Origin of the sequence: Bacillus infantis NRRL B-14911, assembly GCF_000473245.1 — a bacterium.
Lineage (GTDB): Bacteria > Bacillota > Bacilli > Bacillales > Cytobacillaceae > Bacillus_AB > Bacillus_AB infantis.
The window spans coordinates 1,007,464-1,032,871 of the sequence record NC_022524.1; the positions used below are offsets into that span (position 1 = coordinate 1,007,464).

The following is a 25,408-nucleotide window of genomic DNA, read 5'->3' on the forward strand; positions in this document are numbered from 1 at the left end:
GCTTGCTAATGTAAAATAAAAAGCGCTTTTGAAAAAGTTTAGAAGGCAGAACCCGGCTTCGAACATTGTCCAGCTCCAGCGCCTAGCCCCTCGAGGTCACAAGCCACCCTTCCAAAAAGGAAAAGATCGCCTTTCCGGGAGGGGTGTCTTCTGCTTGTCGGGGATGAACAAGGCGCTTCCGCTTTTCCCTATTCGACAAAACTTCCTTTCAATCAGCAGAACTAGTCAAAGGAAAGATTGGGGCAAAGCCGAAATACATAGGTAGAATCTGAAATTGGGACGGTGACCTGTATGAGTACTTTTGACCTGCTGGTATCTGAACAGATGAAAACGATGGAAAAGCTCCTGTTTCTTCAGTCAGAACTGGAACGCTGCCAGGAAATTGAGCATGAGCTTAAGATAATCCAGGAGGAAACGGAGCTGGAAAGCGTCCAGTTTGAAATCCACCGCATGAAAGAGGAATTGCGCGAGATCCACCGGGTGTTTGAAACCCAGACGGAAGAGGTAATAAGGTCGTACCAGGAAGTGAATCTGACCTGCGGCTGAGAGATAGGCAGCAGGGAAGGCCGGGAAACAGGCTGGATCCTTGTGCTTCAAGAGTGACTATATGGGATAGATAGGGCCATTGAGAGATTTTCAATGGCTCTTTGTTTTAAATTCTTTCTTTAACCGTTATAATAATAGGAAATAATACGTTCTTTGTTGCCTTTTGTCGTTTTAGGAAACTTGTGCAAGTCATTTGATAGGTTGCAAAGCGTTTGGGAATGAAAGTAGGGGAGAAGAAATGGGCGTACCCATCGAAGGAGAACCGATGCAAATACACAGCTACAAACACAATGGGCACATCCATCGCGTCTGGGAGGAAACGACTGTCCTAAAAGGGACACAAAGTCTTGTGATCGGAGGAAATGACAGGACGATTGTAACCGAATCCGACGGAAGGACCTGGGTGACCCGGGAGCCGGCAATCTGTTATTTTCATTCACAGTACTGGTTCAATATCATTGGTATGATCCGGGAGGATGGCGTGTATTATTACTGTAATATCAGCTCTCCTTTTATATTTGACGGCGAAGCGCTGAAGTATATTGATTATGACCTGGATATCAAGGTTTTTCCGGATATGACATTCAATCTTCTTGATGAAGATGAATATGAGCGGCACCGGAAGGAAATGAACTATCCTGAAGTCATCGACCGGATATTAAAAGCGAATGTCGATAAGCTGATCCAGTGGATCCGCCAGCGGAAAGGGCCTTTTGCCCCGGATTTTATCGACATTTGGTATGAGAGATATTTAACCTACAGACGCTGATATTAAGGATAAAAAATGCCTATGTAGCACCTGTTGACCTTGTTTCAACAGGTTTTTATCTGTTTAAAAGAGGTATTCTATAGAGAGAGCATTAAGGGGGGCAGCAATTGGACAGCATCAAAAGATATATGAAGTTTGTTAAGCCGTACCGGCTGCAAATTATCGGCACACTTTTAATCGGCATTATAAAATTTGCCATTCCGCTTTTGATTCCGCTTTTAATTAAATATGTAATTGATGATATCGTCGGGAATGATTTACTGTCCCAGAGCGGAAAAACGGAAAGGCTGCTATGGATCATGGGAGCCATGATTGTCATTTTTGTGCTGGCCCGTCCGCCGATTGAGTATTACCGGCAGTATTTCGCACAATGGACAGCAAGCAAAATCCTTTATGATATCCGTGATAGTCTGTTTCACCATATCCAGAAGCTCAGCTTCAAGTTTTATTCCAATAACAGGGCAGGGGAAATCATTTCAAGGGTCATCAATGATGTGGAACAGACAAAAACCTTTGTAGTGACAGGCCTTATGAACCTATGGCTTGATATTGCAACAATTATTATAGCGGTCGTAATTATGTTCAATATGGATATTACACTGACGATTGTTTCTCTGATTCTTTTCCCATTCTATGCTTTCAGTGTCAGGTATTTCTTCGGGAACCTGAGAAAGCTGACCCGTGTGCGTTCCCAGGCGCTGGCTGAGGTTCAGGGATATTTGCATGAACGTGTCCAGGGAATGGCCGTTGTAAAGAGCTTTGCCATTGAAGATCATGAGCAGAAGCAGTTTGACAGCCAAAATAAAAATTTCCTGGAGAAAGCCATCGACCATACAAAATGGAATGCGAAGGCTTTCGCTGTCGTTAACACCATAACCGATATAGCGCCATTGATCGTCATCGGCTATTCAGGCTATTTGGTTATACAGGACGACTTGTCGATTGGAACAATGATGGCGTTTATCGCCTATATTGACAGGCTTTATAATCCGCTTCGCCGGCTTGTCAATTCTTCCACCACGCTGACGCAGTCGATTGCATCAATGGACCGGGTGTTTGAGCTGGCTGATGAAAAGTACGACATTGATGACTCGCCGGACAGCATTGAAGTGACCAATGTGAAGGGCCATATTCAATTCAACCATGTGGACTTCTCATATGATAAGGAAGAAGAAACTGTGTTAAAGGATATCTCCCTTGATGTCCGGCAGGGAGAAACGATTGCACTCGTTGGGATGAGCGGAGGAGGAAAATCTTCCTTGATCAGCCTGATTCCCCGTTTCTACGACGTCACAAAGGGGGAAATCCTGCTTGATGGGACGGATATCAGGCGGTTTAAGGTACGTTCTCTCCGTGATAAAATCGGAATTGTATTGCAGGATAATATCCTTTTTAGTGAATCCGTTAAAACGAATATCCTTCTCGGCAAGCCGCATGCGAGTGATGAAGAAGTGATTGCAGCTGCCAAGGCAGCCAATGCACATGATTTCATCATGAACCTCCCGGAAGGTTATGAGACTAAAGTCGGGGAAAGGGGTGTCAAGCTGTCTGGGGGGCAAAAGCAGCGGGTGGCCATCGCAAGGATCTTCCTGAAGAATCCGCCGATCCTGATTCTTGATGAAGCTACATCGGCTCTTGACCTGGAAAGCGAGCATCTCATCCAGGAGGCTTTGGAAAAGCTGGCTAAAGACAGGACCACATTCATTGTAGCCCACCGGCTCTCCACGATTACCCATGCCGATAGGATTGTCCATATCGAGAATGGGGAAATCGCCGAAATCGGCAATCATGAAGAACTTATGGCCAGACAGGGTCATTATTATAACTTATTCCAGGTACAGCAGCTGGAGCATTAAGAAAACCCTCCTCTTCTACAGAAGTAATCTTGTAGAAGGGGAGGGTTTTTTCCAATTTAATACAGGTAATTTTGCTCATATAGCAAAACACCAGAGCATATGATTGGAAAAGCCGCTTTCATTTACTGGATTTATTAGTATTCCTAAATACTATTTCAAAGATTTAATATATTTAAATAATTTAGAAAAATCAGTAGACTTGTTTAATCTTTTTTTATAGAATGAGAAAAAGATAGTGACCAAAGGTACAAATTTAAAGGGGCATACTGTGAGGATGCCCTCCTGGTTCACGGCATTTAAACTGCAGGAAATCAGGAGAACCCATGAAAGACCAGTGCTTCAGCATGGAAAAAAGGAAGGAGTAATGGTGTGAGTCAAGCTCCCGTTTTAGATGTAAAGCAGCTGAAAACCTCCTTTTTTTCTTCAGATGGAGAAATACCAGCTGTGGATGAAATCAGTTTTTCGGTCCGTAAAGGTGAAATTCTGGGAATAGTAGGCGAATCAGGCTGCGGCAAAAGCGTGACGTCGCTGTCAATCATGAAGCTGATCCCCCAGCCGCCCGGGAAAATCACAGGCGGCGAGATTCTGCTGAATGGCGAGGATCTGGTTGCAGCTTCAGAGAGCAGGATGAGGGAAATAAGAGGGAATGAAGTGGCGATGATTTTCCAGGAGCCGATGACTTCCCTTAACCCGCTGTTCACAATCGGCAGCCAGCTGGTTGAGGGCATTATGATACATAAGAAAATAAAGAAAAAGGAAGCGGCCAGCCAGGCTGTAGAAATGCTCAAGCTTGTAGGGCTGCCAAGGGCAGAGCAGATCATGAAGGAATATCCTCACCAGCTTTCAGGGGGGATGAGGCAAAGGGTGATGATTGCCATGGCCCTCTCCTGCCATCCGAAGCTGCTGATTGCGGATGAACCGACTACAGCGCTCGACGTGACGATCCAGGCCCAGATCCTCGCTCTTATGAAGGACTTGAATAAAAAGCTTGATACGGCCATCATGATGATCACCCATGACCTTGGCGTTGTTGCCGAGGTCTGTGAAAGGGTCATAGTCATGTATGCAGGCAAGGTGGTCGAGGAAGCGCCTGTCAGGGAAATCTTCAAAAACGCCAAGCATCCTTATACAATCGGGCTTCTCCGGTCGGTCCCCGATATAAGGGAGAGGAAGGACAGGCTATACTCGATACCGGGTAATGTCCCTAAGCCTGGTTCAGTCAAGCATGGCTGCCGTTTTGCGGCAAGATGCGAATTTGTCCATGACCGCTGTCTGTCGGAAACGCCGGAGCTGTACCGGGGAAATTCGCCGGTGCACACAGTAAGATGCTTTCTTCATGATGAATCAGGAGGTGCAGCCAATGACGGAAGTTCTGCTTGAGGTCAATCAGCTTAAAAAGTATTTCCCAATAACGGGCGGCCTTTTTGGCAAGAAGACCGGAGATGTAAAGGCCGTTGATGATGTCAGCTTTTATGTCAATAAAGGGGAAACACTCGGGATTGTAGGGGAAAGCGGCTGCGGTAAGTCAACGACCGGCAGGATGCTGATGAGGCTGATTGAACCAACCGAAGGAAAGGTGCTGTTTGAAGGGAAAGAACTGACAGGACTGAACGATTCGGAAATGAGAAAGATGCGCAAGGAAATGCAAATGGTATTCCAGGATCCGTTTGCTTCCCTGAATCCCCGCCATACAGTCGAAAAAATCCTTGAGGAGCCGCTGATCGTCCACGGGATGGGGGATAAGAAAGAGCGGAAGCAAAAGGTAAAAGAGATGCTCGAAGTCGTCGGTTTGAGCAGCTGGCATGCGAAAAGATATCCCCACCAGTTCAGCGGCGGACAAAGGCAAAGGATCGGGATTGCACGGGCCCTGATGACCAGGCCGAAGCTGATCATTGCGGATGAGCCGGTCTCTGCGCTCGATGTTTCCATACAGTCACAGGTGCTGAACCTGCTTGAAGACCTGCAGAAGGAGTTTCAGCTGACTTATATTTTCATAGCCCATGATCTGGGTGTTGTCAGACATATCAGCGACAGGGTGGGAGTGATGTATCTTGGGAGGCTGGTAGAAATCACGACGGCTGAAAAGCTGTATGAAAAGCCTTTGCATCCCTACACGTCAGCCCTTCTTGGAGCGGTGCCGGTCCCGGATCCAGATTTGCGCAAGGAAGCGGAGCTTCTGAGCGGAGATATCCCGAGCCCGGCTAATCCGCCAAAAGGCTGCGCCTTCCATACAAGGTGCAGGGAGTGCATGGCAATCTGCACGGTCGAACGGCCGCAGCTGGAAGAAATTGAAGAAGGTCATTTTGCAGCCTGCCACTTATACACCAGTAACAGGGTGCATGCATGATAAAAGAAAGATATTAAAAGGGGGAAAAGTATGAAAAAGCGCAATAGTCTTTTAATGTTGGTTTTTGCCCTGCTGCTGTCACTGGGGCTTGCAGGCTGCAGCGGCAGCCAGTCAAGCGGCACTGATGAAGGAGAGAAAGATTCCGGTACAGATTCGGGCGGTGAAACAGCTGCCGGCGGAACACTTGTCTTCGGGCGAAGCGGAGACTCTGATGCTTTGGACCCGGCCGTTACTACCGAAGGTGAATCCTTTAAAGTCACTGTCAATATTTTTGAAACATTGATCAACTTTGGCGAGCAGGATACAGAAATCCAGCCTGGCCTTGCAACTGAATGGGAGGAAAGTGAAGACGGGCTGAAGCATACGCTCAAGCTTCGCGAGGGAGTCAAGTTCCATGACGGGACAGACTTCAATGCAGAAGCGGTCGTCTTCAACTTCAACCGCTGGAAAGCAGGAAATAAAGAAGAATTCTATTATTATGCCTCTCAATTTGGCGATGTCCTAACAGAGGTAAAAGCAGTTGATGATTATACAGTTGAATTTACATTAAGCAGACCGATCGCTCCATTCCTGAAAAACCTGGCCATGTCGCCATTTGGAATCGCGAGTCCTGCAGCAGTAGAAAAGGCCGGCGATAAGTTCACTGACAACCCTGTCGGAACAGGACCTTTCAAATTCAAAGAATGGAAACGGAACGACCGTGTCGTCATTGAGAAGAACCCGGATTACTGGCAAGAAGGCCTGCCAAAGCTTGACTCAGTCATTTTCAGGGTCATCCCTGAAAACTCAGCAAGGCTGAATGCTTTGTCTACAGGCGAGGTTGACCTGATTGATGGCGTAAGCTTCAGTGATGTAGGGCAAATCGAAGGAAATGCAGATCTGCAGCTGTTTGACCGCCCGTCCATGAATGTCGGCTATCTTGGGCTGACCAATACACGCGGCCCGCTGAAGGATAAGAAGGTCCGCCAGGCGCTGAACTACGCAGTGGATAAGCAGGCTCTCATCGATGCCTTCTATTCCGGATATGCTGAGCCGGCGAAGAACCCGATGCCGCCGGGAATTGCAGGCTATAATGATGAGGTGCAGGATTATGAGTACAACCCTGAAAAGGCAAAGGAGCTTCTGAAGGAAGCAGGCTATGAAAATGGATTTGAGATGGAGCTTTGGGCCATGCCGGTTGCACGACCATATATGCCGGACGGGCAAAAGGTTGCTGAAGCCATCCAGGCCAACTTTGCTGATGTTGGCGTAAAGGCGAAAATCGTATCCTATGAATGGGGAACTTACCTCGACAAAGCCAATAAAGGGGAAGCAGATTCCTTCCTTCTCGGCTGGACAGGGGACAATGGAGATGCTGACAACTTCCTGTATGTCCTTCTTGACCAGGATACTATCGGATCCAATAACTACACATATTACAAAAACCAGGAGGTCCATGACCTTCTGATTAAAGCACAGACGCTGACAGACCAGGCCGAGCGTGAAGAGCTGTATAAGCAGGCTCAGCTGATCATCAAGGATGATGCGCCATGGATCCCGCTTGTCCACTCCAATCCTGTTCTTGCAGGAAAAGCGGATATTACCGGATTCAAGCCGCATCCAACAGGATCGGATCTGCTGTCTTCTGTGGAATTTAAAAAGTAAATGGAAAGAGAAAGAAAGGGAGTTCCTTAAAGCGGCTCCCTTTTCTTTTAGCCGGACCGATGCGGCTGGACAACCATCAAGAGAGGTGAAAACATGCTGTCATATACGATCAAACGAATATTTTCCCTTATACCGGTTTTACTGGGCTTGTCGCTGATTGTATTTTTCATGATCAGGGCCATACCGGGAGATCCCGCCCAAATCATCCTGGGCCAGCTGGCAACAAAAGAGGCTGTGGCTGATTTGACAGAGCAGCTTGGGCTTGATAAGCCCTGGTTTATTCAATATTTTACATATCTGGGGGGCCTGTTTACGGGTGATCTTGGGGAATCGCTTCGTACGAAGGCACCGATCAGCGGAGAAATTTGGCCTTTCCTGGCAGCTACCATGGAACTTTCCTTCTGCGCCATGCTCATTGCGATCTTTTTCGGCGTGAATGCAGGGATCATCAGTGCCTGGTTCCAAAATTCCTGGTTTGATTATATTGCCATGGTGCTTGCTCTTATCGGTGTATCCATGCCGATTTTCTGGCTTGGCCTTATGGAGCAGTGGATTTTTGCCATCAATTTGGACTGGCTCCCTACGTCCGGACGGGAAGAGGTCAGAAATCCGGTTGAGGCCATCACCAACCTTTATATCATCGATACTCTCCTTGCAGGACGGATGGATCAGTTCTGGGATGTCATCCGCCACCTTGTGCTTCCGAGCCTTGCATTATCGACCATACCGATGGCCATTATTGCCAGGATCACGCGTTCGACGATGCTTGAAGTCATGCGTTCAGACTTCATCCGTACAGCACGGGCCAAAGGGCTAAGGATGTTCTGGGTTGTGTACAAGCATTCTTTGAAAAATGCCATCATTCCTGTTTTGACGATTATCGGACTGCAGACCGGGCTCCTTCTTGGCGGTGCCATCCTGACGGAGACCATTTTCAGCTGGCCGGGAATCGGAAGATATATCTATGAAGCTATCAATTACCGCGATTATCCGGTCATCCAATCAGGGATCCTTGTCATTGCATTCATCTTTGTCATGATCAATCTGATTGTTGACCTCTTATATGCTGCAATCGATCCAAGGATCAAATACAACTAAAGGAGGGAAGAAGCCTATGGAATTATCAACAGAAAAAAATGTACATCCGTCTGCGGTCCAGGCCGAGGAAAAGGTGGAATCCCCCTGGCTTGAAGCATGGCGGAGCTTCCGGAAAAACAAGCTGGCTGTTGTCGGCGCGCTTATTGTTCTGTTCTTTGTCATTCTCGCAGTATTTGCGCCGCTGATCGCCCCTACAGGCATCAACGAGCAGCAGCTGGCAAACCGGCTGAAGGCCCCATCGGCCGACCATTGGTTCGGAACCGATGATTTTGGAAGGGATATTCTTTCCCGGGTAATTTATGGGGCGCGGATTTCTTTATGGGTCGGCTTTCTGGCCGTCCTTGGCTCACTTGCCGCAGGCTGTCTGCTTGGCATCCTTGCAGGCTATTATGGCCGCTGGGTGGATACGATCATTTCACGGTTCTTCGATATCATGCTTGCATTTCCTAGCATCCTTTTGGCGATTGCAATTGTAGCGGTACTGGGCCCATCCTTAAGGAATGCACTCATTGCCATTGCCATCATCAATATCCCTAACTTTGGGCGCCTGATCCGTTCCCGTGTGCTCAGTGTAAAGCAGGAGGAATATATCATGGCGGCAAAGGCGGTCGGCATGAGTGATGCCCGTATCTTATTCCTTCACGTCCTGCCGAACAGCATGGGTCCAATCATCGTCCAGGGAACACTGGCAGTGGCAACTGCCATCATCGAAGCAGCTGCTTTGGGCTTCCTTGGCCTGGGGGCAGAAGCGCCAAATCCCGAATGGGGAAAAATGCTCTCAGATGCAAAGGCATACCTCATCCAGGCCCCCTGGACAATGATCTTCCCCGGACTCGCCATCATGCTCACAGTACTCGGCTTCAACCTCATGGGCGATGGGCTGAGAGATGCATTGGATCCTAGGATGAAGAGTTAGGAAGAAAAGGGAATGTGCATGCTCAATAAAGGAATGTGAATTCTGCTCATGAACAACATATATTTGTACTACATCTTGTGGCATTACGCATATTAGGCATTGGTTGAATATTCCACATTTAAGTGTCTTTTGACTTGAGAACCTAGAAGATTGGCAATGTCAAAAAGGGTACGGAAAAAGATCTTCCGCACCCTTTTTTGTTTGATAACAAATATTCTTTAGCGCCTAATTAACTAATAGATTTAAAAGCTGCCTTGGATATTACATTACTCAAACTTTAAAAAGCCTGTTGATTGCAGTGGAAGGCACGTAGACTCCTGCGGGATTGCAGCGGCCATGCTGAGACCCCGCAGACGCGCAGCGGTGAGGAGGCTCAGCGTCGCCTCGCGGAAAGCGAAGTGCCTGTAACGGAAATCAACAGCCGCCGTTATCGGAAAAACCTAATCACTTCGTTTGAAGAATTAACAAAAGCAGCCTGATGGCTGCTTTTGTAATTTATTCCTCGTTTTCCTCTATACTAATCTCGTTTTCCTCTTTATGATACGACTGGAAGCTCGAAATCAATGTATCCAAATGCTCGACCTGTTCGTCGTATTCAATAATGGCAGAAATAATCTGCATCGTATGATAGATGATCTGCTCATCATCATTTTCCATGTTTTTATGCTGCGCCAGGAAGAAGGTGAACAGCTCCTTGCGGTCCAGGCAGATATCGCCTTCTTCAAAACTCACCTGAGGTTTCACTTTACCAATGAACTTAAGCATCACATGCTCATGATAGTGTATCAGACAGTCCAGCTGCTGCTGGATAGAATTCTGGAAATCCTCTGGCATCTGCTGCAGCTCGTATTCATGGCGGTGCAGCCTTTTCAGTGTTTCAAGCGACATTTTAACGGTCGAGATCATCTGTCTGTAGATGACCAGCTTTCTTGCTTTAACCGGACTGTCTTTTTTCAGGTAATTACGTTCTTCCTTGTACATAAGGTACAGCTGATCGAGCTTGATGACATCATCTTTCAGCTTTTCGATATCATTTTTTAAGAGCATATGCTCAGAGGCATGGCGGACGTTCAGCCTGATCCACTTTGTAATATCTTCTGTCGCATTGGATATTTTATAATACAGCTTGTTTTCATATTTAGGCGGCAGGAATACAAGATTGACCAGGAAAGCTGATAATATCCCAAGCATGATGGTCGAAAAACGGATAACAGCAAATTGAACAAAGTCATCACCAGGAGTCTCCATGATGGCGATTAAGGTCACCAGTGACAGGGCGATGGTTTTTTCAAGCTTCAGCTTCAGGTTGATAATGATGACAATGACGGCGGCAAGACCGACAATGAAATAGTTGTTTCCGAAAACAAGAACAAAGACGACGGCAATGACAGCCCCGATGATATTGCCCTGGATCTGCTCGATTACCGATAGATACGATCTGTAGATGGTAGGCTGAATCGCAAAAATGGCTGCGATGCCTGCAAAAACAGGGGTTGGCAGGTTGAAGATTTCTGATAAAAATAAAGACAGTATGATGGCAATTCCCGTTTTTAGTATTCGGGCTCCAAGCTTCATGCAAATAATATCCTTTCGTATTTATAATGGCTGCCTTATTACAATAGAACAGCAATTATCTATTTTATACTTACTTTAAACCGATTTGCTCATTGTTAAACAATTATGTACTATACAGGGATTATCCTTGAAGTTCAAGGGACAAATATGATAAATCTCCGATAAAATTCCATTAAGGCGCTTACATGAAAAAAGTGGCGCATTGCCGGATCGATTATAGTATATGGGCGGGAAAGGCCTTCATATGATCCTTCAGTTGTGCTGTGCATAAAAAGAAATAGGAAATAAATAAGGCCCGCTCAAGAATGTTGAGCGGGCCTTTGGCGAACCATCATTCTGTAGAAACAGAAGGGTCAGCCTGTTCTTTTACAGGTACTACCTGGAAGAAGTGGTTTTCAACGTCTTCAAGCAATTTGGACAGCTGTTCAGATTCTTCGTGCTGCCCTTGTTCCGTGAGCATTTTTATATAATTGCCGAGAAGCTCTTGAACATCTTCCTGCCCTTTTGAGGATAAAGCAGAGACCGTGACCTTTGCCCCTTTTGCGATCCTGCGCTGAAGGGCTTCCTTCGTGAGCCCCAATTCCGGCTGATGGCGGAGATATACGACTCCGCCGGTCATGCCCGCGCAGATCCATGGTCCAGGATCGCCCAGGACAAGGCCTCTGCCATTTGTCATGTATTCAAAAGCAAATCCCTTAATATTGGCATGTGTCCCGATGTTGCCATGTTCTTTTTCAGGAAGAGGCTTTTTCAGCTGCCCGCCAATAATCATGTCAGCACCGGAGAGACGGATGCCTGCCCGAGCATCGGCATTGCCCTGGGCCACGAGGAGCCCTTTTTGTGCGCCGTATCCAAACCCTTTGCCGACTGATCCGTTGTAGAAGCTGCCATTCTTTCCTTTTGATTTAAAAATCAGAATCTCTCCGCCGAATGAAGTCTTGCCGATGCCATCCTGGGCACCGCCGGCCACTTCAATATGGATACCGGCGCTGTTGTAGGCTCCGAGCCCATTGCCTGGAATCGAGCCGCCCTTATATTTAAGGGAAACTGGCGGAAGGCTCTGATATGATCCGTCCAGCCGGTTTCTGACACGGTGGCAGGAAACACGGCTTCCCAGCACACGCTGTTCTGAAGTAATGCTCTGGTATTCGCGTGATTGGTGAAGCTCTTCTACGCTTGCATCAAGATATTCTGCGCCTACTGCAACCTGAAGCTGGTGGGCATCGAGGGAAGCAGCCGCTTCCTGGTGGCTCAATTGGCCAATCTCCAGGGTGCGGAGGAGGTAGGTCAGGTCAAGCTGTTCTTTTCCTTTTGCCTGCTCGAGGAGGTCAGAGCGCCCGACAGCGTCCTGGAGGTTCCTGATTCCAAGTCCAGCCGCCAGCGCCTTGAGTTCCGTCCCGAAAGCTGTATATAAGTTCATGATGCCCTGGACGGCCAAATCGAATTGACGAGGGACGAAGCGGCGGAGGCCATGATCTTTTGCCTGCGCTTCTGTTTCGATCTGGGTCGCAATCCCGACATGGCATGTATCCAGATGGCAGCCGCGGCATGTGGTACAGCCGATTGCAAGCATAGAAAGTGTCCCGAATCCGATTCTGTTTGCACCGAGGAGCATAACCTTCAGCACATCTGATGCACTCTTGATGCCGCCGTCTGCCCAGATTTCCACACTGTCGCGCAGTCCTGCTTCAAGCAGGGCGTTATGGGCGGCCTTAACGCCGATTTCAACCGGAAGTCCGACATGCTGGAGCGCATGGATCCTGGCTGCGCCGGTGCCCCCGTCAAAGCCGCTCAAAGTGATGATATCCGCCCCGGCTTTTGCGATTCCAACAGAGATCGTCCCGATATTAGGAACGACAGGGACTTTTACAGCAACTTTTGCTTTATCATTGGCCGTCTTAAGCTCGTGTATCATTTGGGCCAGGTCCTCAATTGAATAGATATCATGGTTGTTCGAAGGCGAGATTAAATCTGAGCCGATGGTGGCATTTCTCGCCTCGGCAATCTTCGCTGTCACTTTTGAGCCGGGAAGATGTCCGCCTTCACCCGGCTTCGCGCCCTGGCCGATTTTGATTTCAAGCAGGTTTGATGAGTTCAGCAGCTCTGCGTTCACCCCAAACCGGCCGGAAGCAACCTGCTGTCCGCGGGTATTCGGGTATTTGCCCAGCATATCCTTGATTTCCCCGCCTTCACCGTTCATGCTGACCATGTTCAGGCGGTCTGCACCTTCTGCATAAGCCCTGAAGGCAATCTCATTCTGTGAGCCGAACGACATGGAAGCAATGACAAAAGGAAGATCATGCGTGCCGACATTCAGGCTCACCTCTGAAGGCGATACAGGGGAGGAGGCAGGCTTGAAGCCGGTCAGATGGCGGATCGTTGTTGGATTCTGCTCCTCCTGTTCTGAAATCTTTTCCCCGTATGCTGTATAGTCGCCGGTTTTGGCAACTTCGCCGATGGCTTTCCAGATGCGCGGGAAAAGATGAAAGGTTTTTCCGATTCTTTCTTTTTCATTCTGGTAATCTTCTGCTCTCTGAATAGCATCTTCCTTCATGCTATCGAAATTGCAGGCAAGCTCTCCTGAACCGAAGAAGTTTACGATATTCAGTATTTCGGCTGTCTCCTCATGAAGCCCGATGCTTGAGAATAGGCGTCCGTAGCCTCTCAGCTCGTGGATCCCGATAGTAGAAATGACCTTTTCAAGGCCTTTTGTCAAGGCAGTGTACAGGTTTACAAGCGGCGTGGCAGATTCGTCCAGCACAGTCATGAACATATAGTACGGAGATATCAGATCTGCACCAAGTCCATAGCTGGTGATGATATCATGCAGCGACCGGATGGAAGCCGAACGGAGCAGGATGGAACAGTCCCTGCGGACCGCTTCCTTAACGAGCGCCTGATCGATCGCTGATACAGCCAAATGCGGATCGAGCCAGAGATACCCATTTTGGTGAGCCTGTGAATCATCCAGTATGAGGAGGGATTTTCCGCTCCTGACAGCGGCCACGGCATCCTCCGCCAAACGGCCAAGGGCCTCCCGGATGCCTTCATCTTCACTGAAAACAATCGGGATGTAGGCAGTCAGCTTTTGCTCCTGGTAATAGTCTGTCACCTGGTCATAGCTTGGCTGCTGGATGATGCCGGAACATTCGAATCCTGCTTTTCCTTCAATCAGGAGCGGAGTCTGAAGTTCAGTCACTCCTGAGACTTCCTTATCAGAATGGAAGAGGGCAGGGCGCTTCCCGATGATGGTCCTGGTTGAAAAGTGTTCTGTCTCACGGTCACGGTCAATGGCCGGATTGGTCACGACGGCCACACTTTCCTTTATATAGTCGGCAATATTTTTCCGCTCAGGGTTCAATGCTGCCAAAGGTGCATCATGTCCTAAAGAGCGGATCGGTTCAATGCCTTTATCAGCCATCTGCTCAACAAGCTGGACCTGGTCCCTTTCCCAGCCGAAAGCTTTGTATTGGCCGTTATGGATCTTACTTGGATAGTTCATTGAAATCGTTTTGGGCAGCCTTGGCGTTTCGAGCCGCTTCCTGCTGCCGTCCAGATGCACCCGCTTTGAGAATCTCTTGTATACTTCTTCCTGGTATGCATGCTGTTCAAATACTTCAAGAACATCTCCGTTCCATTTCAGGCCGACCTTTTCTCCAGGAGCCAGCGGCTTAGGCTCGTTTACATATTCGCTGGAAGGAATAATACCCGGTTCGGAAGAGAATAAATAAGAGCTTTCTGTTTCAAGCATCCAGAGCGGGCGCAGCCCAAGTGCATCCACGCTGAATACTGCCTCGTCCGCAAAGCGGGAAATGATGCCTGCAGGACCCTGGGCAAAATGGCCCCAGCCTTCCCGGATGTAGGTGTACAGATCCTGGAGATGGACCGGGTATGACTTGATTTCATTTACGATTGGCGGGAACATCACATCCATCGCTTCAAAAAGCGAATAATTTTCACGGCAAATAAACGTCTCAAGTGTTCTGCTCAAGTCCTGTGAATCGCTGCCGTCCTTCACGAGAGGGACGCCTGCAAGCTTAGCTTCATCCCGAAGCTTGGCAATTGTGTTGATTTCACCGTTATGCCCAAGCACACTGAAAGGCTGGACGCGGAAAAAGCTGGAGAGCGTATTGGTCGAATATCTGTTATGGCCTAGTGTCATCGTCGATGCGGCAAGCGGGTTCGCAAGGTCATGATAATATTTGGGCAGGATATCCCCTGCGCCCATTACTTTATATACGGCATGGTGCTGGCTTAAAGAAGCCACATGGACATGCTCATCTTCTTCGAAATCTATAATGAGGTTAAATAATTTTTCCGTAAGGGGCTGGCCCTCCAACTCTGATACAATGGCAAACTGCCAGAATATAGGGTTTTCCTGGATGGCAATCGGCCCAAGGGCTGAAGAATCTGTCACTTCGTCTGATTCAAATAGGATTTCAAAGCCTGCATCTACTAATTTTTCTGCAAGACTGGCTTTAATGCTTGAGCTTTTTTCATTTCTTGACATGAAAACATGGCCGACCGCAAAACCTTCGCGGGAGGCTGCCTCAGGATCGGCACCGGCGTCAGATAGCTTCTGCTTCCATAGCTCGCGCGGGATATCAATGTGAATCCCGACGCCGTCGCCTTCTCCGTTAATAAAACCCGCGCGGTGATTCATCGTGACAAGCGCGTCAATGCAGCTGAAGATATTCTCCCTTGAAGGGATCTTATTCTTTTCCATTGCGGCTACAATCCCGCAGGCATCGTGCTCCTGGCGGTTAAATTCAGTGAATAGGGATGGGCTCCAAGTTTGTGTCATAAATACGGCTTCAGCAAATTGCCAAGCCGGTTCACCTCCTATAAGATTTTTCTGTATACAAAATGAAATTTTGTAAGGTTAATTGTTTCGGGGAAACATATAAGGGGAAAAACAGACAAAGTGGGACTTTATTTTTCAAAAACACAAAATAAACAAAAGTGAGTTTTTCGAAAATTAGTATTTCTATCATATCATAAGAATTTTCAGAAATCAATTAATTATACAAAACTATGGATGGGGAATAGGGAGCTGGAAAAGGATATGCTGATAAAACCTCTTATTTTGTAAACGTTTTCAATATTACCTATATTAAAAAAGGAGCCGTTTCAGGCTCCTTTTATGCATAAAAAACTGTATAATTATTCTCCGCCCATTATGCTGAATGCATGATTGACTGCATGGAGAGTTGCGTGTATATCTTCTTCGGTATGGGCAATGGTTACAAACCAGGCTTCATACTTGGAAGGTGCCAGGTTGATCCCCTGCTCCAGCATCAGCTTGAAGAAACGCGCAAAAGTCTCGCCATCTGTGTTTTCTGCCTGCTCATAGTTTTCTACTTTTTCTTCTGTAAAGTAGATGGTCAGTGCGCCTTTCAGGCGATTGATGGTAATTTGGACCCCGTGCTCAGCCGCAGCTGCCAGGATTCCTTCTTCAAGCATTTGCCCAAGCCTGTCGAGATATTCATAAACTCCATCCTGTTTCAGGACTTCAAGGCAGGCGATTCCGGAAAGAATGGAAGCCGGGTTTCCTGCCATTGTTCCTGCCTGATAGGCTGGGCCTAATGGAGCCACCTTTTCCATGATTTCCAGTTTGCCGCCGTAAGCACCGATCGGAAGCCCGCCGCCAATGATTTTGCCCATTGCTGTCAGGTCAGGCTGAACGCCAAGCATATCCTGGGCGCCGCCATACATAAAGCGGAAGGCTGTTATGACTTCATCATATATAACGAGAGAGCCTGCTGCATGGGCAATTTCGTTAATCTGCTCCAGGAAGCCCTCCTTTGGTTCAACAATCCCGAAATTTCCTACGATCGGCTCGACCAGCACTGCTGCGATCTCGTCTCCCCATTTTCTCATCGCTTCTTTAAACGGCTCGATATCATTGAATGGGACCGTGATCACTTCCTGGGCGATGCTTTTCGGCACGCCGGCAGAATCAGGTGTTCCAAGTGTGGATGGCCCTGAGCCTGCAGCAACAAGGACAAGGTCGGAATGGCCATGGTAGCATCCGGCAAATTTAATGATTTTGTCTTTTCCTGTGTATGCCCGCGCCACACGGATCGTGGTCATGACGGCCTCAGTGCCTGAATTGACGAAGCGGACTTTTTCCATGCCCGGCATGGCTTCCTTCAGCATCTTGGCGAATTTAACTTCGTGCGGGGTAGGTGTTCCGTACAGGACCCCTGTTTCTGCTGCTCTTTTGATTGCTTCAGTAATATGAGGATGTGCATGGCCAGTGATGATGGGGCCGTACGCAGCCAGATAATCGATATATTGATTTCCGTCAACATCCCAGAAGTAAGCTCCCTGCGCACGCTCCATCACAACGGGAGCGCCGCCGCCAACGGCTTTATAAGAGCGGGAAGGGCTGTTTACTCCGCCCACAATATGTTTAAGTGCTTCTTCATGTATGCGTTCTGAATTTGAGAAATTCATTTTCTTCCTCCTTAGGCGTAATTCCCCCTCTATATTACCGCAGAATAACAGGCAGTAATAGCCCCGCGCTTATAGTAAGAAAGTTAGGAAAAAGGAAGTGGTGCGGGTCTAAACTGCCCGTAAAGCCCGGCTGGTTCAACTAACCCCTTGGGAAGGGCGTCCAAGGGGAAGTTTCCCAATGCCGCAGTTTAACGGGCAGTAATAGCCCCGCGCTTATAGTAAGAAAGTTAGGAAAAAGGAAGGGGCTGGGACTGAACTGTCCGTAAAGCCTTACTGGCTGAGTCAGCCCGCTGTGGAGAGTGCTCCAGAGGGAAGAAGTGCAGGCTATTTGTATTAAAGATGTCCTTTGGCTAAAATGAGTTCTTGGGGCACCGGCTTTGGAGAAGGCAGGATGCCTTGGATGTTTTGAAATATATGCCCTTGTAAAAAGGGATTGAACTGGAGGAAAACATGAAGGATGCCATCATTGTAAATGGCCTGCGCAAGGAATTTAAGGCCTATTCAAGCAGGGCCGGCCTTAAAGGGGCCTTCCGCGATCTGTTTACGCGAAATTATAAGATTGTACCTGCTGTCAACGATATCAGCTTTCAGGTAAGGCAGGGGGAAATGGTAGGCTACATAGGGGAAAACGGAGCGGGAAAGTCGACGACCATCAAGATGCTGACCGGCATCCTGGAGCCGACTTCCGGGGAGGTGACTGTCAACGGGATGAATCCGCACAGGGACCGGGAGAAATTCGTCCAGACGATCGGGGTTGTGTTCGGGCAGAGATCCCAGCTGTGGTGGGATATTGCCGTTCAGGAATCGTTCCGGCTTTTAAAAAAGGTTTATAAAGTTTCTGATGAGGATTATGCCAGCCATATGGACCATGTCATCAGGACGCTGGATATCGGGCCTCTCCTGGATAAGCCCGTGCGCAAGCTCTCGCTTGGACAGAGAATGCGCTGCGAGCTGGCGGCGGCCCTGATCCATAATCCGCCGCTGTTATTTCTTGATGAGCCGACGATTGGCCTAGATGTCCTGGTTAAGCTGAAAATCCGTGAGTTTTTAAAAGAAATCAACCAGAAATACAATACAACCATTCTTTTGACCACCCATGACCTTTCTGACATTGAAGCACTTTGCGAACGGGTTGTCATGCTTGATGAAGGCCGCATCATATACGACGGTGCTTTGCAGAGCCTGAAGGAAACCTGGGCTGAGGGAAAGGAAATACGGTTTGAATTTCTTGAGCAGGCAGAATTGGGAGCCTTGGAAGAGCTTACTGCTGATCTCCCGGTCGAATGGCAAAGGAATGGAGAAGACGAAGCCTTTACGGCCTTTGCGGAGGATAAAGAGGAAGTCATCTCTGCGCTGATTGCAAGGGCAGTCTCGGCCTACAAGGTCAGGGATATTAAAATCATGGAAACGTCAACCGAAGAAATTATCCGCAATATATACGATAAAGGCATGGCTTGAGGAGGCAGCAATGGATAAGTATGTAGAAATGATCCGTATCCGTTTTTTGATGATGCTCGCCTACCGGACGAATTATTATACAGGCATTCTGATATACAGCATTAATATTGGCGCTTATTATTTTTTATGGACTGCGATATATGGAGGGAAAGAGAGCATTGAGGGCCTTTCCGTCCTGCAGATGACCACCTATGTAGCTGTTGCCTGGATGGCCAGGGCCTTTTATTTCAATAATATTGACCGGGAAATGGCTGCAGAAATAAAGGAAGGAAAAGTAGCGGTCGAACTGATCAGGCCATACAATTATCTTGGCATGAAGACTATGCAGGGGCTTGGTGAAGGCATTTTCCGTTTGTTCTTTTTCTCTGTTCCCGGCATGGTCATTGTGGCCCTGATCTTCCCGCTTGAAATTTCGGCAGACCCTTCTACCTGGCTGCTGTTTTCAGTGTCCATATTACTCAGCTTCTTGATCAATACCCAATTAAATCTGCTGACAGGGATTACGACTTTTTTCTTATATAATAATACAGGCTTGATCAGGGCCAAGCGCGTTGTGATCGATCTGTTTTCCGGGCTGCTGATCCCTCTTTCCTTTTTCCCTGTGTGGGCTCAGGATATCTTGAAATTCCTTCCCTTCCAGGGCATCAGCTATATTCCAAGCATGATTTTCACCAATGGCTTCACACAGGGGGAAGCCATCAATGGTCTGCTGCTTCAGGGAGTGTGGGTGCTGATCCTTATCATTCCGATACAGGCACTTTGGACCGCGGCGAAAAAGCAGATGGTCATACAAGGAGGGTAACAGCTTGTTTTATATTTCGATTTTCTTCCAATATGTGTCTCAGTATATGAAAACAAGGCTGGAGTATCGGGCAGATTTGGCGGTTGAGGTTGTATCCGACTTGCTGTTTCAGGCAGTCAATTTGATCTTTATCCTGGTTGTCTTTGGACATACCAGCTATTTGAGCGGCTGGAACAGAGATGAAATTATCTTTATTTATGGCTTCTTTCTTGTTCCGTATGCCCTGTTTTCTTCCTTTTTCAATATTTGGGATTTCAATGAACGATATATCGTAAAAGGCGAGTTTGACAGGATTTTGACCAGACCTGTCCATAGCCTTTTCCAGATTGTCCTGGAAAGGATGGAACTGGAATCTCTGTTTGGAGCCGTGACCGGCCTGGTGATTATGTTTTATGCGGGAGAGCAGCTTGGACTCAGCATAAGCTGGTATGATCCTTTCTTGTTTATCCTGCTTGTGCTCGGCGGTGTGATGGTTTACGCGGGAATCTTCGTCCTGATTGCGTGCATCAGCTTTTGGGCAGACGCGAGAACTTCCATCATGCCGATGATGTACAATATCGGGAATTATGGAAGATATCCGGTAGACATATATAATGGTGCCATCCGTTTTGTGCTTACCTGGATCCTCCCGTTCGCGTTTGTCGGTGTCTATCCGGCGGCCTATTTCCTTGGGAAGCATGAATGGCTGGCCTATTCTTTCCTGACGCCAGTCATCGGTCTGGTATTCTTCTGCCTGTCCATCATCGTCTGGAATCAGGGAGTAAAGAAATACCGTGGTGCGGGGAATTAGAATGGCAAAAACAGCACTCTCTTAAATGAGGTGCTGTTTTTTTTATGTCTTCTGATCTTGGTGTAAACTCAAACTCTGCTGTTTTCTTTTTCGTTCAAATGTTTTATATCTTTGAGATAGTTTTGATAAGCAGCCGTTGCTTTATCCGGCGGCTTTGGGAGTGTTTTATAAATTTTATTAAGCATATAAACCGCTCTGAACAAAGTGCCGGCAATGATCCCGAAAGCAATAATGCCCGCCAATAAAGGACTCAGCATCAATAAAATGCATCCTAAAATTACAGCGAGCAATATAGACAGCAGCAGATACATAAATAACTCCTCTCACTTTAAAAATGGATATTCATTATTTTAACAGGATAATACTGGAACCGCACTATTTGTTAAAAGACAAGCCGGCATACAGGCCCTGCTTTAAGCGTATAAATCTAGGGAGTATAAAGGAGAAGAGGGTCTGATTTGGTCTTTTATCTTTCGCTGATATTGATTGCCTTCTGTGTATTGATGAGTCTGCGGACCTTGTTTATCCCCCATAAGATCCGCGGGAAAAGAGTCTCGTTTGAAAACTTTCTGTATCTTGCTTTTATATATGTGACGGTCATGATTGGCTTTGGGCTTATTTACGTTTTAATGGAGCAGAACGGTACCCAGGTTCTCCGGGAAAGCGCGGGAGCAGAAGGGGGAACATTTTTTCAAAGGCTGGAGACAGGTTTCTATTTCAGCGCCGTAACCCTTTTTTCAGTAGGCTATGGCGATATTTCCCCTATAGGGATCGGGAGGATGATCGCCGTCCTTGAGGCATTGATCGGCTACACGATTCCCGCAGCATTTGTAGCGAGGGCCGTATTCGACAGAGAGTCCTGACAGTGTCCCGGATTTGTGTTTGCGGCAGATTTTGGATAGGCTTATGATATCACAACGATGGAGGGATTAATATGCAGATTGAACTGGGAAAACAGGCTCCGGGGTTTGAACTGCCGGACGCAGATGAAAAGCCGGTAAAGCTGTCAGACTTCCGGGGCAAAAATGTGGTCCTGTATTTCTATCCTAAGGATATGACACCTGGGTGCACGACCGAAGCATGTGACTTCAGGGACAAGCATGAGGAGTTCCAGGGAGCGGACGCTGTAATCATCGGTATAAGCCCGGACCCAGCTGGCAGGCATGGTAAGTTTATTGAGAAATACGGATTGCCTTTTATCCTGCTGTCAGATGAAGAGCATAAAGCCGCTGAAGCATATGATGTATGGAAGCTGAAGAAAAATTTCGGCAAAGAGTATATGGGGATTGAAAGATCCACCTTCATCATTGATAAAGAAGGGAATCTGGTGAAGGAATGGAGGAAGGTAAAGGTTAAGGGCCATGTCGAAGAGGCGCTTGCTTATGTACAGGAGCAGCTTTCCTGAGTAACGGGATTGGATACTTGTATCCAATCTTTTTTTCATTTTAGTGTAGTGATTTGCGGGGGCCAATCGTCTAATATACTAAGGGTTAAATTTTCCAGATTGGATATTGGGTGATATGTGATGAGCAAATGCATTTATATCTTGCTGACAGATACAGGAACGATATTTTCAAGACTGATAAAGTGTTATACGAAAGCTCCGTATAATCATTCTTCCATTGCGCTGGACAGGCAGTTCAATCAATTATTCAGCTTCGGGAGGCGCAGCTATTTGAACCCTTTTTCAGCCGGATTCATTAAGGAAAGGGTCGATGGGGGCGTGTTCAAGCATAAGAGAAATACGAGATGTGCGGTTTACCGGCTGCAGGTTTCAGATTCACAGCATAAAGACATCCGGAAAATAATCCTGCAATTTGAGGAAGATCCGCTGAGGTATAAATATAATCTCCTCGGGTGCATCGGCATTATCTTTGGGATAAAATTTCAAAGAGCCGATGCCTTCACCTGCTCGCAATTCGTATCCACCATTCTTACACAGAGCGGGATACATACATTTGATAAATGCTGTGAAATGATCAGGCCTGATGACGTTGCCGGCATCCCCCGGCTGTCTTTGATATATGAAGGATATCTCCATCAATATTGGGAAAGGTCGCGAATGGCTGAACCACTGCATAAAAGGGCAGCTGTCTGGCCCAATTTAACATAACAAAGGCGGATGTCCATTCATTTAAACAAGTTTTGAATATCATTAGATTAGGGCATACCTCCTCAGATACTTTGAAGCAGATCCTTTCAGGGTCTGTTCTTTTTTTATGCTGGCAGAGCAAGAAAGTTTCGGCATCTGAAGAAGTGGGTATGATCGATTGAAAAATGTAAAAACATCCTTCGGGTGATATGATGAAGAAAACGAAGGAGGGAACGGGTTTGAAAATAGTATCTTCTCTGCAGCCGGAAAAGGATCTGCAGGATAAAATTAAGAATACTTTTCCGGATGCGGCTTTTGAATTTTATGAGAGTATGGAGCAGGCTGAAGGGGCATTATCCCAGGCTGAAGTCTTCATTACTTATGGCGAGGATCTGACAGCTGCGCATATTGAGAGTGCCAAAAAGCTGAAATGGATCATGGTAATGTCCGCGGGGCTGGAATTGATGCCGCTTAAGGAATGTGAAGAAAGAGGCATTCTTATTACTAATGCAAGAGGGGTTCACAGCATCCCGATGGCAGAGTTTGCACTTGGGATGATGCTGATGCACGAAAAAAAGGCGAAAAAGCTTATTGTCAATGAAGAGAATGAAGTCTGGGACCGGAATATCCAGATGGGCGAGCTCCGCGGAAAAACCATGCTGATCCTTGGAACCGGCGCAATTGGAAGTGAAATAGCCCGGCTGGGGAAAGCTTTTGGATTGAAAACCTGGGGCATCAACCGCAGCGGTTCGCCTGTGCCACATATTGACAGCCTTTTCAGCCTTGAAGAGTTGGACATACTATTACCGGAGGCTGATTTCCTCATCTCGGTGCTCCCCAGTACAGGAGAGACAAGACATCTGCTCAGGATGGAGCACTTCCGCAGGATGAAGAACAGTGCAGTCTTCATCAACTTGGGCAGGGGGGATGTCGCCGGGGAAGAAATATTGCTGGATGTGATGCAGAAGAGGCTGATTTCACATGCCTATCTGGATGTTTTTGAAACAGAACCGCTGGAGAAGGGGCATCCATTCTGGAAGCTGGACAATATAACCGTCACTCCGCACTTATCAAGCAGATCAGCCATGTACCTGCCAAGATCCTTTGAAATTTTTGCCCATAATCTTCATACATATATACAAAGCGGGAATGACTATGTGAATAAAATTGATCCTGGGAAGGGGTATTAATTTGAAGATCTACACTAAAACAGGAGATAAAGGAACAACATCGCTCATATACGGAGAGCGTGTATCAAAAGGGGACATGCGGGTAGAAGCTTACGGGACCTGTGATGAAGCCAATTCGATGATCGGCCTGGCACTCAGCTATTTAAAGGGTGAATTTTTTGAGGGTAAAAAAGAGCTTGAAGACACATACCATAAAATACAAACAGCCCTTTTCCATGTAGGCGCAGAGCTTGCGACTCCTCCCGGGAAAGAGGTCAAGTGGAAAGTTTCTGAAGGTGATATCAAAATCATGGAGAACAAAATTGATGAATGGGATGCTGAACTCCCGCAGCTTGCCAATTTTATCCTTCCAGGAGGAAATCCTGCAGGAGCCGCTTTCCATTCTGCCCGGACGATTGTGCGGCGGGCTGAAAGGGAGGCCGTGCGGATTGAAGGTGTTAACTCATTGGTTCTTTCATACCTGAACAGATTGTCTGACCTGCTGTTTGTAACGGCCAGATATGTAAATCTTCAGCTGGGGGAAAACGAGAAAAATCTTCACGAAGAGGATTGAAATCAATCAGGCATCATACAGTAATATTGACAAATAGCATAAAAAGTTAGTACACTATTTATAAAGATTACAAAGTAAGAATCTTTGTTGGAAAAGAGGTGCATGACGGTGGCTCAAACACAGTTAAAAGAAGCGCTGGATACCTTGAAGGATACAGGAGTGCGTATTACTCCGCAGCGTCATGCGATACTTGAATATTTAATAAGCTCCATGTCACACCCGACTGCAGATGATATTTATAAAGCATTAGAAGGAAAATTTCCTAATATGAGTGTGGCTACAGTTTACAATAATCTAAGAGTATTTCGTGAAGTTGGCCTGGTAAAGGAACTGACCTATGGGGATGCATCAAGCAGGTTTGACTTTATTACAACCCATCATTATCATGTGATTTGCGAAAACTGCGGAAAAATCGTGGATTTCCATTATCCTGGTTTGGATGAAGTTGAACATCTGGCTTCCCATGTAACAGGTTTTAAAATCAGCCATCACCGCATGGAGATTTACGGCACATGCCCGGATTGTGCAAGCAAGGAAGCGCACTAATTCTATAACGCCGATAGCCTGCTATCGGCTTTTTCTTTTGTTTTAGAGGGAATCGGCGGCTTACGGATGTTTTGCGGATAAAAAAATAACCCAGCATCCCTGCTGGGCCGATTTATTCTGAGCATATTTATTGCTCAGCTTTTTTCTGTTTTGAACCCTTTCTGTTGTAGCTCTCATTGAATTCTTTCCCTTCGAGGGAAGGATCGAGTGTCAGCGGTTCATTGCAATACATGCACATATCCACACGGCCAAGCATCTTTGTATATTTCCCGCAATTAGGGCACTCAACTTGTACAGTTTTTGTTGAGAGCATGCCAATCCAGAAATAAACACCGGTGCTGGCGATGATGCAAAGCATGCCTAAAAGCATGAATATAGTCATGACAATCGGTGAAGTCCTGAAGAATATTCCTATATACATAACAATAAAGCCGATGAATACCAGACTAAGCGCAAAGGTCCGTATTTTGTTGATCTTGCTCGAATATTTTGCCATTCTTTTTTGTCCCTCCCAAAGTATAACTATACCATATTTGCTTTTCTAAAGGATATCTGCAATACATGAATAATGATCCTGTCGAATAATGCTTGGGGACAGCAGGAATTCCTGGATGGCTGTAGAACCTATATGCTATAAAAGAAAAGCGAGGGGCCTTGCGCAGATGAGCGCAGACTTGGAATGCCGTGTGCTGCGGCAATATCAAAGTGCCTCCCGGGGCTGGTCCGGAGGATAGGCTCCGCTGCACTAAGTTATTGAAGTTCAAATT

Annotated in this window: 22 protein-coding genes; 17 read left to right on the plus strand and 5 right to left on the minus strand. The window is 47.0% G+C overall.

Annotated elements, in window-relative coordinates; all coding sequences use genetic code 11:
* Positions 1-291 precede the first annotated feature (291 nt).
* From N288_RS05325 to N288_RS05360, 8 genes are all read left to right on the plus strand, one after another.
* Positions 292-546: a YgaB family protein gene (locus N288_RS05325; protein WP_009795203.1), complete on the plus strand. Its 255-nt coding sequence runs from the start codon at positions 292-294 to the stop codon at positions 544-546.
* 238 nt (positions 547-784) lie between these two features.
* Positions 785-1,315 carry a nucleoside tri-diphosphate phosphatase gene (ntdP, locus tag N288_RS05330; protein WP_009795204.1) on the plus strand — a complete coding sequence of 177 codons (531 nt, stop codon included), beginning with the start codon at positions 785-787 and terminating at the stop codon, positions 1,313-1,315.
* A 107-nt stretch (positions 1,316-1,422) separates the two neighbouring features.
* Entirely contained in the window at positions 1,423-3,171 is a 1,749-nt protein-coding gene (locus N288_RS05335; protein ID WP_009795205.1) for an ABC transporter ATP-binding protein, read from the plus strand.
* Positions 3,172-3,540: 369 nt separating this feature from the next.
* Positions 3,541-4,551, plus strand: a complete 1,011-nt coding sequence (locus N288_RS05340; protein ID WP_009795207.1) for an ABC transporter ATP-binding protein — start codon at positions 3,541-3,543, stop codon at positions 4,549-4,551.
* Positions 4,532-5,518 (plus strand): ABC transporter ATP-binding protein, encoded by a 987-nt coding sequence (locus tag N288_RS05345; RefSeq protein ID WP_022543510.1) that lies wholly within the window; start codon positions 4,532-4,534, stop codon positions 5,516-5,518. Before N288_RS05340 ends, N288_RS05345 begins: the two co-directional genes overlap by 20 nt.
* Before the next feature lie 30 nt (positions 5,519-5,548).
* Positions 5,549-7,162: an ABC transporter substrate-binding protein gene (locus tag N288_RS05350; protein WP_022543511.1), complete on the plus strand. Its 1,614-nt coding sequence runs from the start codon at positions 5,549-5,551 to the stop codon at positions 7,160-7,162.
* Positions 7,163-7,255: 93 nt separating this feature from the next.
* Positions 7,256-8,260 carry an ABC transporter permease gene (locus N288_RS05355; RefSeq protein WP_009795210.1) on the plus strand — a complete coding sequence of 335 codons (1,005 nt, stop codon included), beginning with the start codon at positions 7,256-7,258 and terminating at the stop codon, positions 8,258-8,260.
* Positions 8,261-8,276: 16 nt separating this feature from the next.
* Complete coding sequence (locus N288_RS05360; RefSeq protein WP_022543512.1) at positions 8,277-9,176, plus strand: ABC transporter permease; 900 nt, start codon at positions 8,277-8,279, stop codon at positions 9,174-9,176.
* Positions 9,177-9,671: 495 nt separating this feature from the next.
* Here the strand turns inward: N288_RS05360 and N288_RS05365 are convergent, their stop codons facing one another.
* The 3 genes from N288_RS05365 to N288_RS05375 all read right to left on the minus strand — a co-directional run bounded on the left by N288_RS05365 (position 9,672) and on the right by N288_RS05375 (position 17,210).
* A complete protein-coding gene (locus N288_RS05365; protein WP_009795212.1) occupies positions 9,672-10,751 on the minus strand; it encodes an FUSC family protein in 1,080 nt (359 codons plus the stop codon).
* Between the two features lie 331 nt (positions 10,752-11,082).
* On the minus strand, positions 11,083-15,555 hold the full coding sequence (locus N288_RS05370; RefSeq protein ID WP_009795213.1) for a glutamate synthase-related protein: 4,473 nt from the start codon (positions 15,553-15,555) through the stop codon (positions 11,083-11,085).
* A 359-nt stretch (positions 15,556-15,914) separates the two neighbouring features.
* Positions 15,915-17,210, minus strand: coding sequence for a glutamate-1-semialdehyde 2,1-aminomutase (locus N288_RS05375; protein ID WP_009795214.1), 1,296 nt, complete (start codon positions 17,208-17,210; stop codon positions 15,915-15,917).
* A gap of 450 nt (positions 17,211-17,660) precedes the next feature.
* On the opposite strand from N288_RS05375, the gene N288_RS05380 reads away from it, so the two are divergent.
* From N288_RS05380 to N288_RS05390, 3 genes are read left to right on the plus strand one after another with little or no spacing between them, the layout of a single operon-like run.
* Positions 17,661-18,668 (plus strand): ABC transporter ATP-binding protein, encoded by a 1,008-nt coding sequence (locus tag N288_RS05380; protein WP_009795215.1) that lies wholly within the window; start codon positions 17,661-17,663, stop codon positions 18,666-18,668.
* Between the two features lie 10 nt (positions 18,669-18,678).
* Positions 18,679-19,470 carry an ABC transporter permease gene (locus tag N288_RS05385; RefSeq protein ID WP_009795216.1) on the plus strand — a complete coding sequence of 264 codons (792 nt, stop codon included), beginning with the start codon at positions 18,679-18,681 and terminating at the stop codon, positions 19,468-19,470.
* Positions 19,471-19,474: 4 nt separating this feature from the next.
* Positions 19,475-20,260 carry an ABC transporter permease gene (locus N288_RS05390; protein ID WP_009795217.1) on the plus strand — a complete coding sequence of 262 codons (786 nt, stop codon included), beginning with the start codon at positions 19,475-19,477 and terminating at the stop codon, positions 20,258-20,260.
* 68 nt (positions 20,261-20,328) lie between these two features.
* Here N288_RS05390 and N288_RS05395 read toward each other — a convergent pair whose 3' ends face one another.
* Positions 20,329-20,571, minus strand: a complete 243-nt coding sequence (locus N288_RS05395) for a hypothetical protein (RefSeq protein WP_009795218.1) — start codon at positions 20,569-20,571, stop codon at positions 20,329-20,331.
* Positions 20,572-20,718: 147 nt separating this feature from the next.
* Between N288_RS05395 and N288_RS05400 the strand changes: the two genes are divergently transcribed.
* The 6 genes from N288_RS05400 to perR all read left to right on the plus strand — a co-directional run bounded on the left by N288_RS05400 (position 20,719) and on the right by perR (position 24,641).
* Positions 20,719-21,123, plus strand: coding sequence for a potassium channel family protein (locus N288_RS05400; protein ID WP_009795219.1), 405 nt, complete (start codon positions 20,719-20,721; stop codon positions 21,121-21,123).
* Between the two features lie 71 nt (positions 21,124-21,194).
* A complete protein-coding gene (gene bcp / locus N288_RS05405) occupies positions 21,195-21,665 on the plus strand; it encodes a thioredoxin-dependent thiol peroxidase (protein ID WP_009795220.1) in 471 nt (156 codons plus the stop codon).
* A gap of 120 nt (positions 21,666-21,785) precedes the next feature.
* The gene (locus N288_RS05410) at positions 21,786-22,373 is read left to right on the plus strand and encodes a hypothetical protein (RefSeq protein ID WP_009795221.1); all 588 of its coding nucleotides are present in this window, start codon (positions 21,786-21,788) and stop codon (positions 22,371-22,373) included.
* A gap of 218 nt (positions 22,374-22,591) precedes the next feature.
* On the plus strand, positions 22,592-23,542 hold the full coding sequence (locus N288_RS05415) for a D-2-hydroxyacid dehydrogenase (protein ID WP_022543513.1): 951 nt from the start codon (positions 22,592-22,594) through the stop codon (positions 23,540-23,542).
* 1 nt (position 23,543) lies between these two features.
* Positions 23,544-24,095: a cob(I)yrinic acid a,c-diamide adenosyltransferase gene (locus N288_RS05420; RefSeq protein WP_022543514.1), complete on the plus strand. Its 552-nt coding sequence runs from the start codon at positions 23,544-23,546 to the stop codon at positions 24,093-24,095.
* A gap of 108 nt (positions 24,096-24,203) precedes the next feature.
* Positions 24,204-24,641 carry a peroxide-responsive transcriptional repressor PerR gene (gene perR, locus N288_RS05425; RefSeq protein WP_022543515.1) on the plus strand — a complete coding sequence of 146 codons (438 nt, stop codon included), beginning with the start codon at positions 24,204-24,206 and terminating at the stop codon, positions 24,639-24,641.
* Between the two features lie 127 nt (positions 24,642-24,768).
* Here perR and N288_RS05430 read toward each other — a convergent pair whose 3' ends face one another.
* On the minus strand, positions 24,769-25,137 hold the full coding sequence (locus N288_RS05430; protein WP_009795226.1) for a YgzB family protein: 369 nt from the start codon (positions 25,135-25,137) through the stop codon (positions 24,769-24,771).
* Positions 25,138-25,408: the final 271 nt, after the last annotated feature.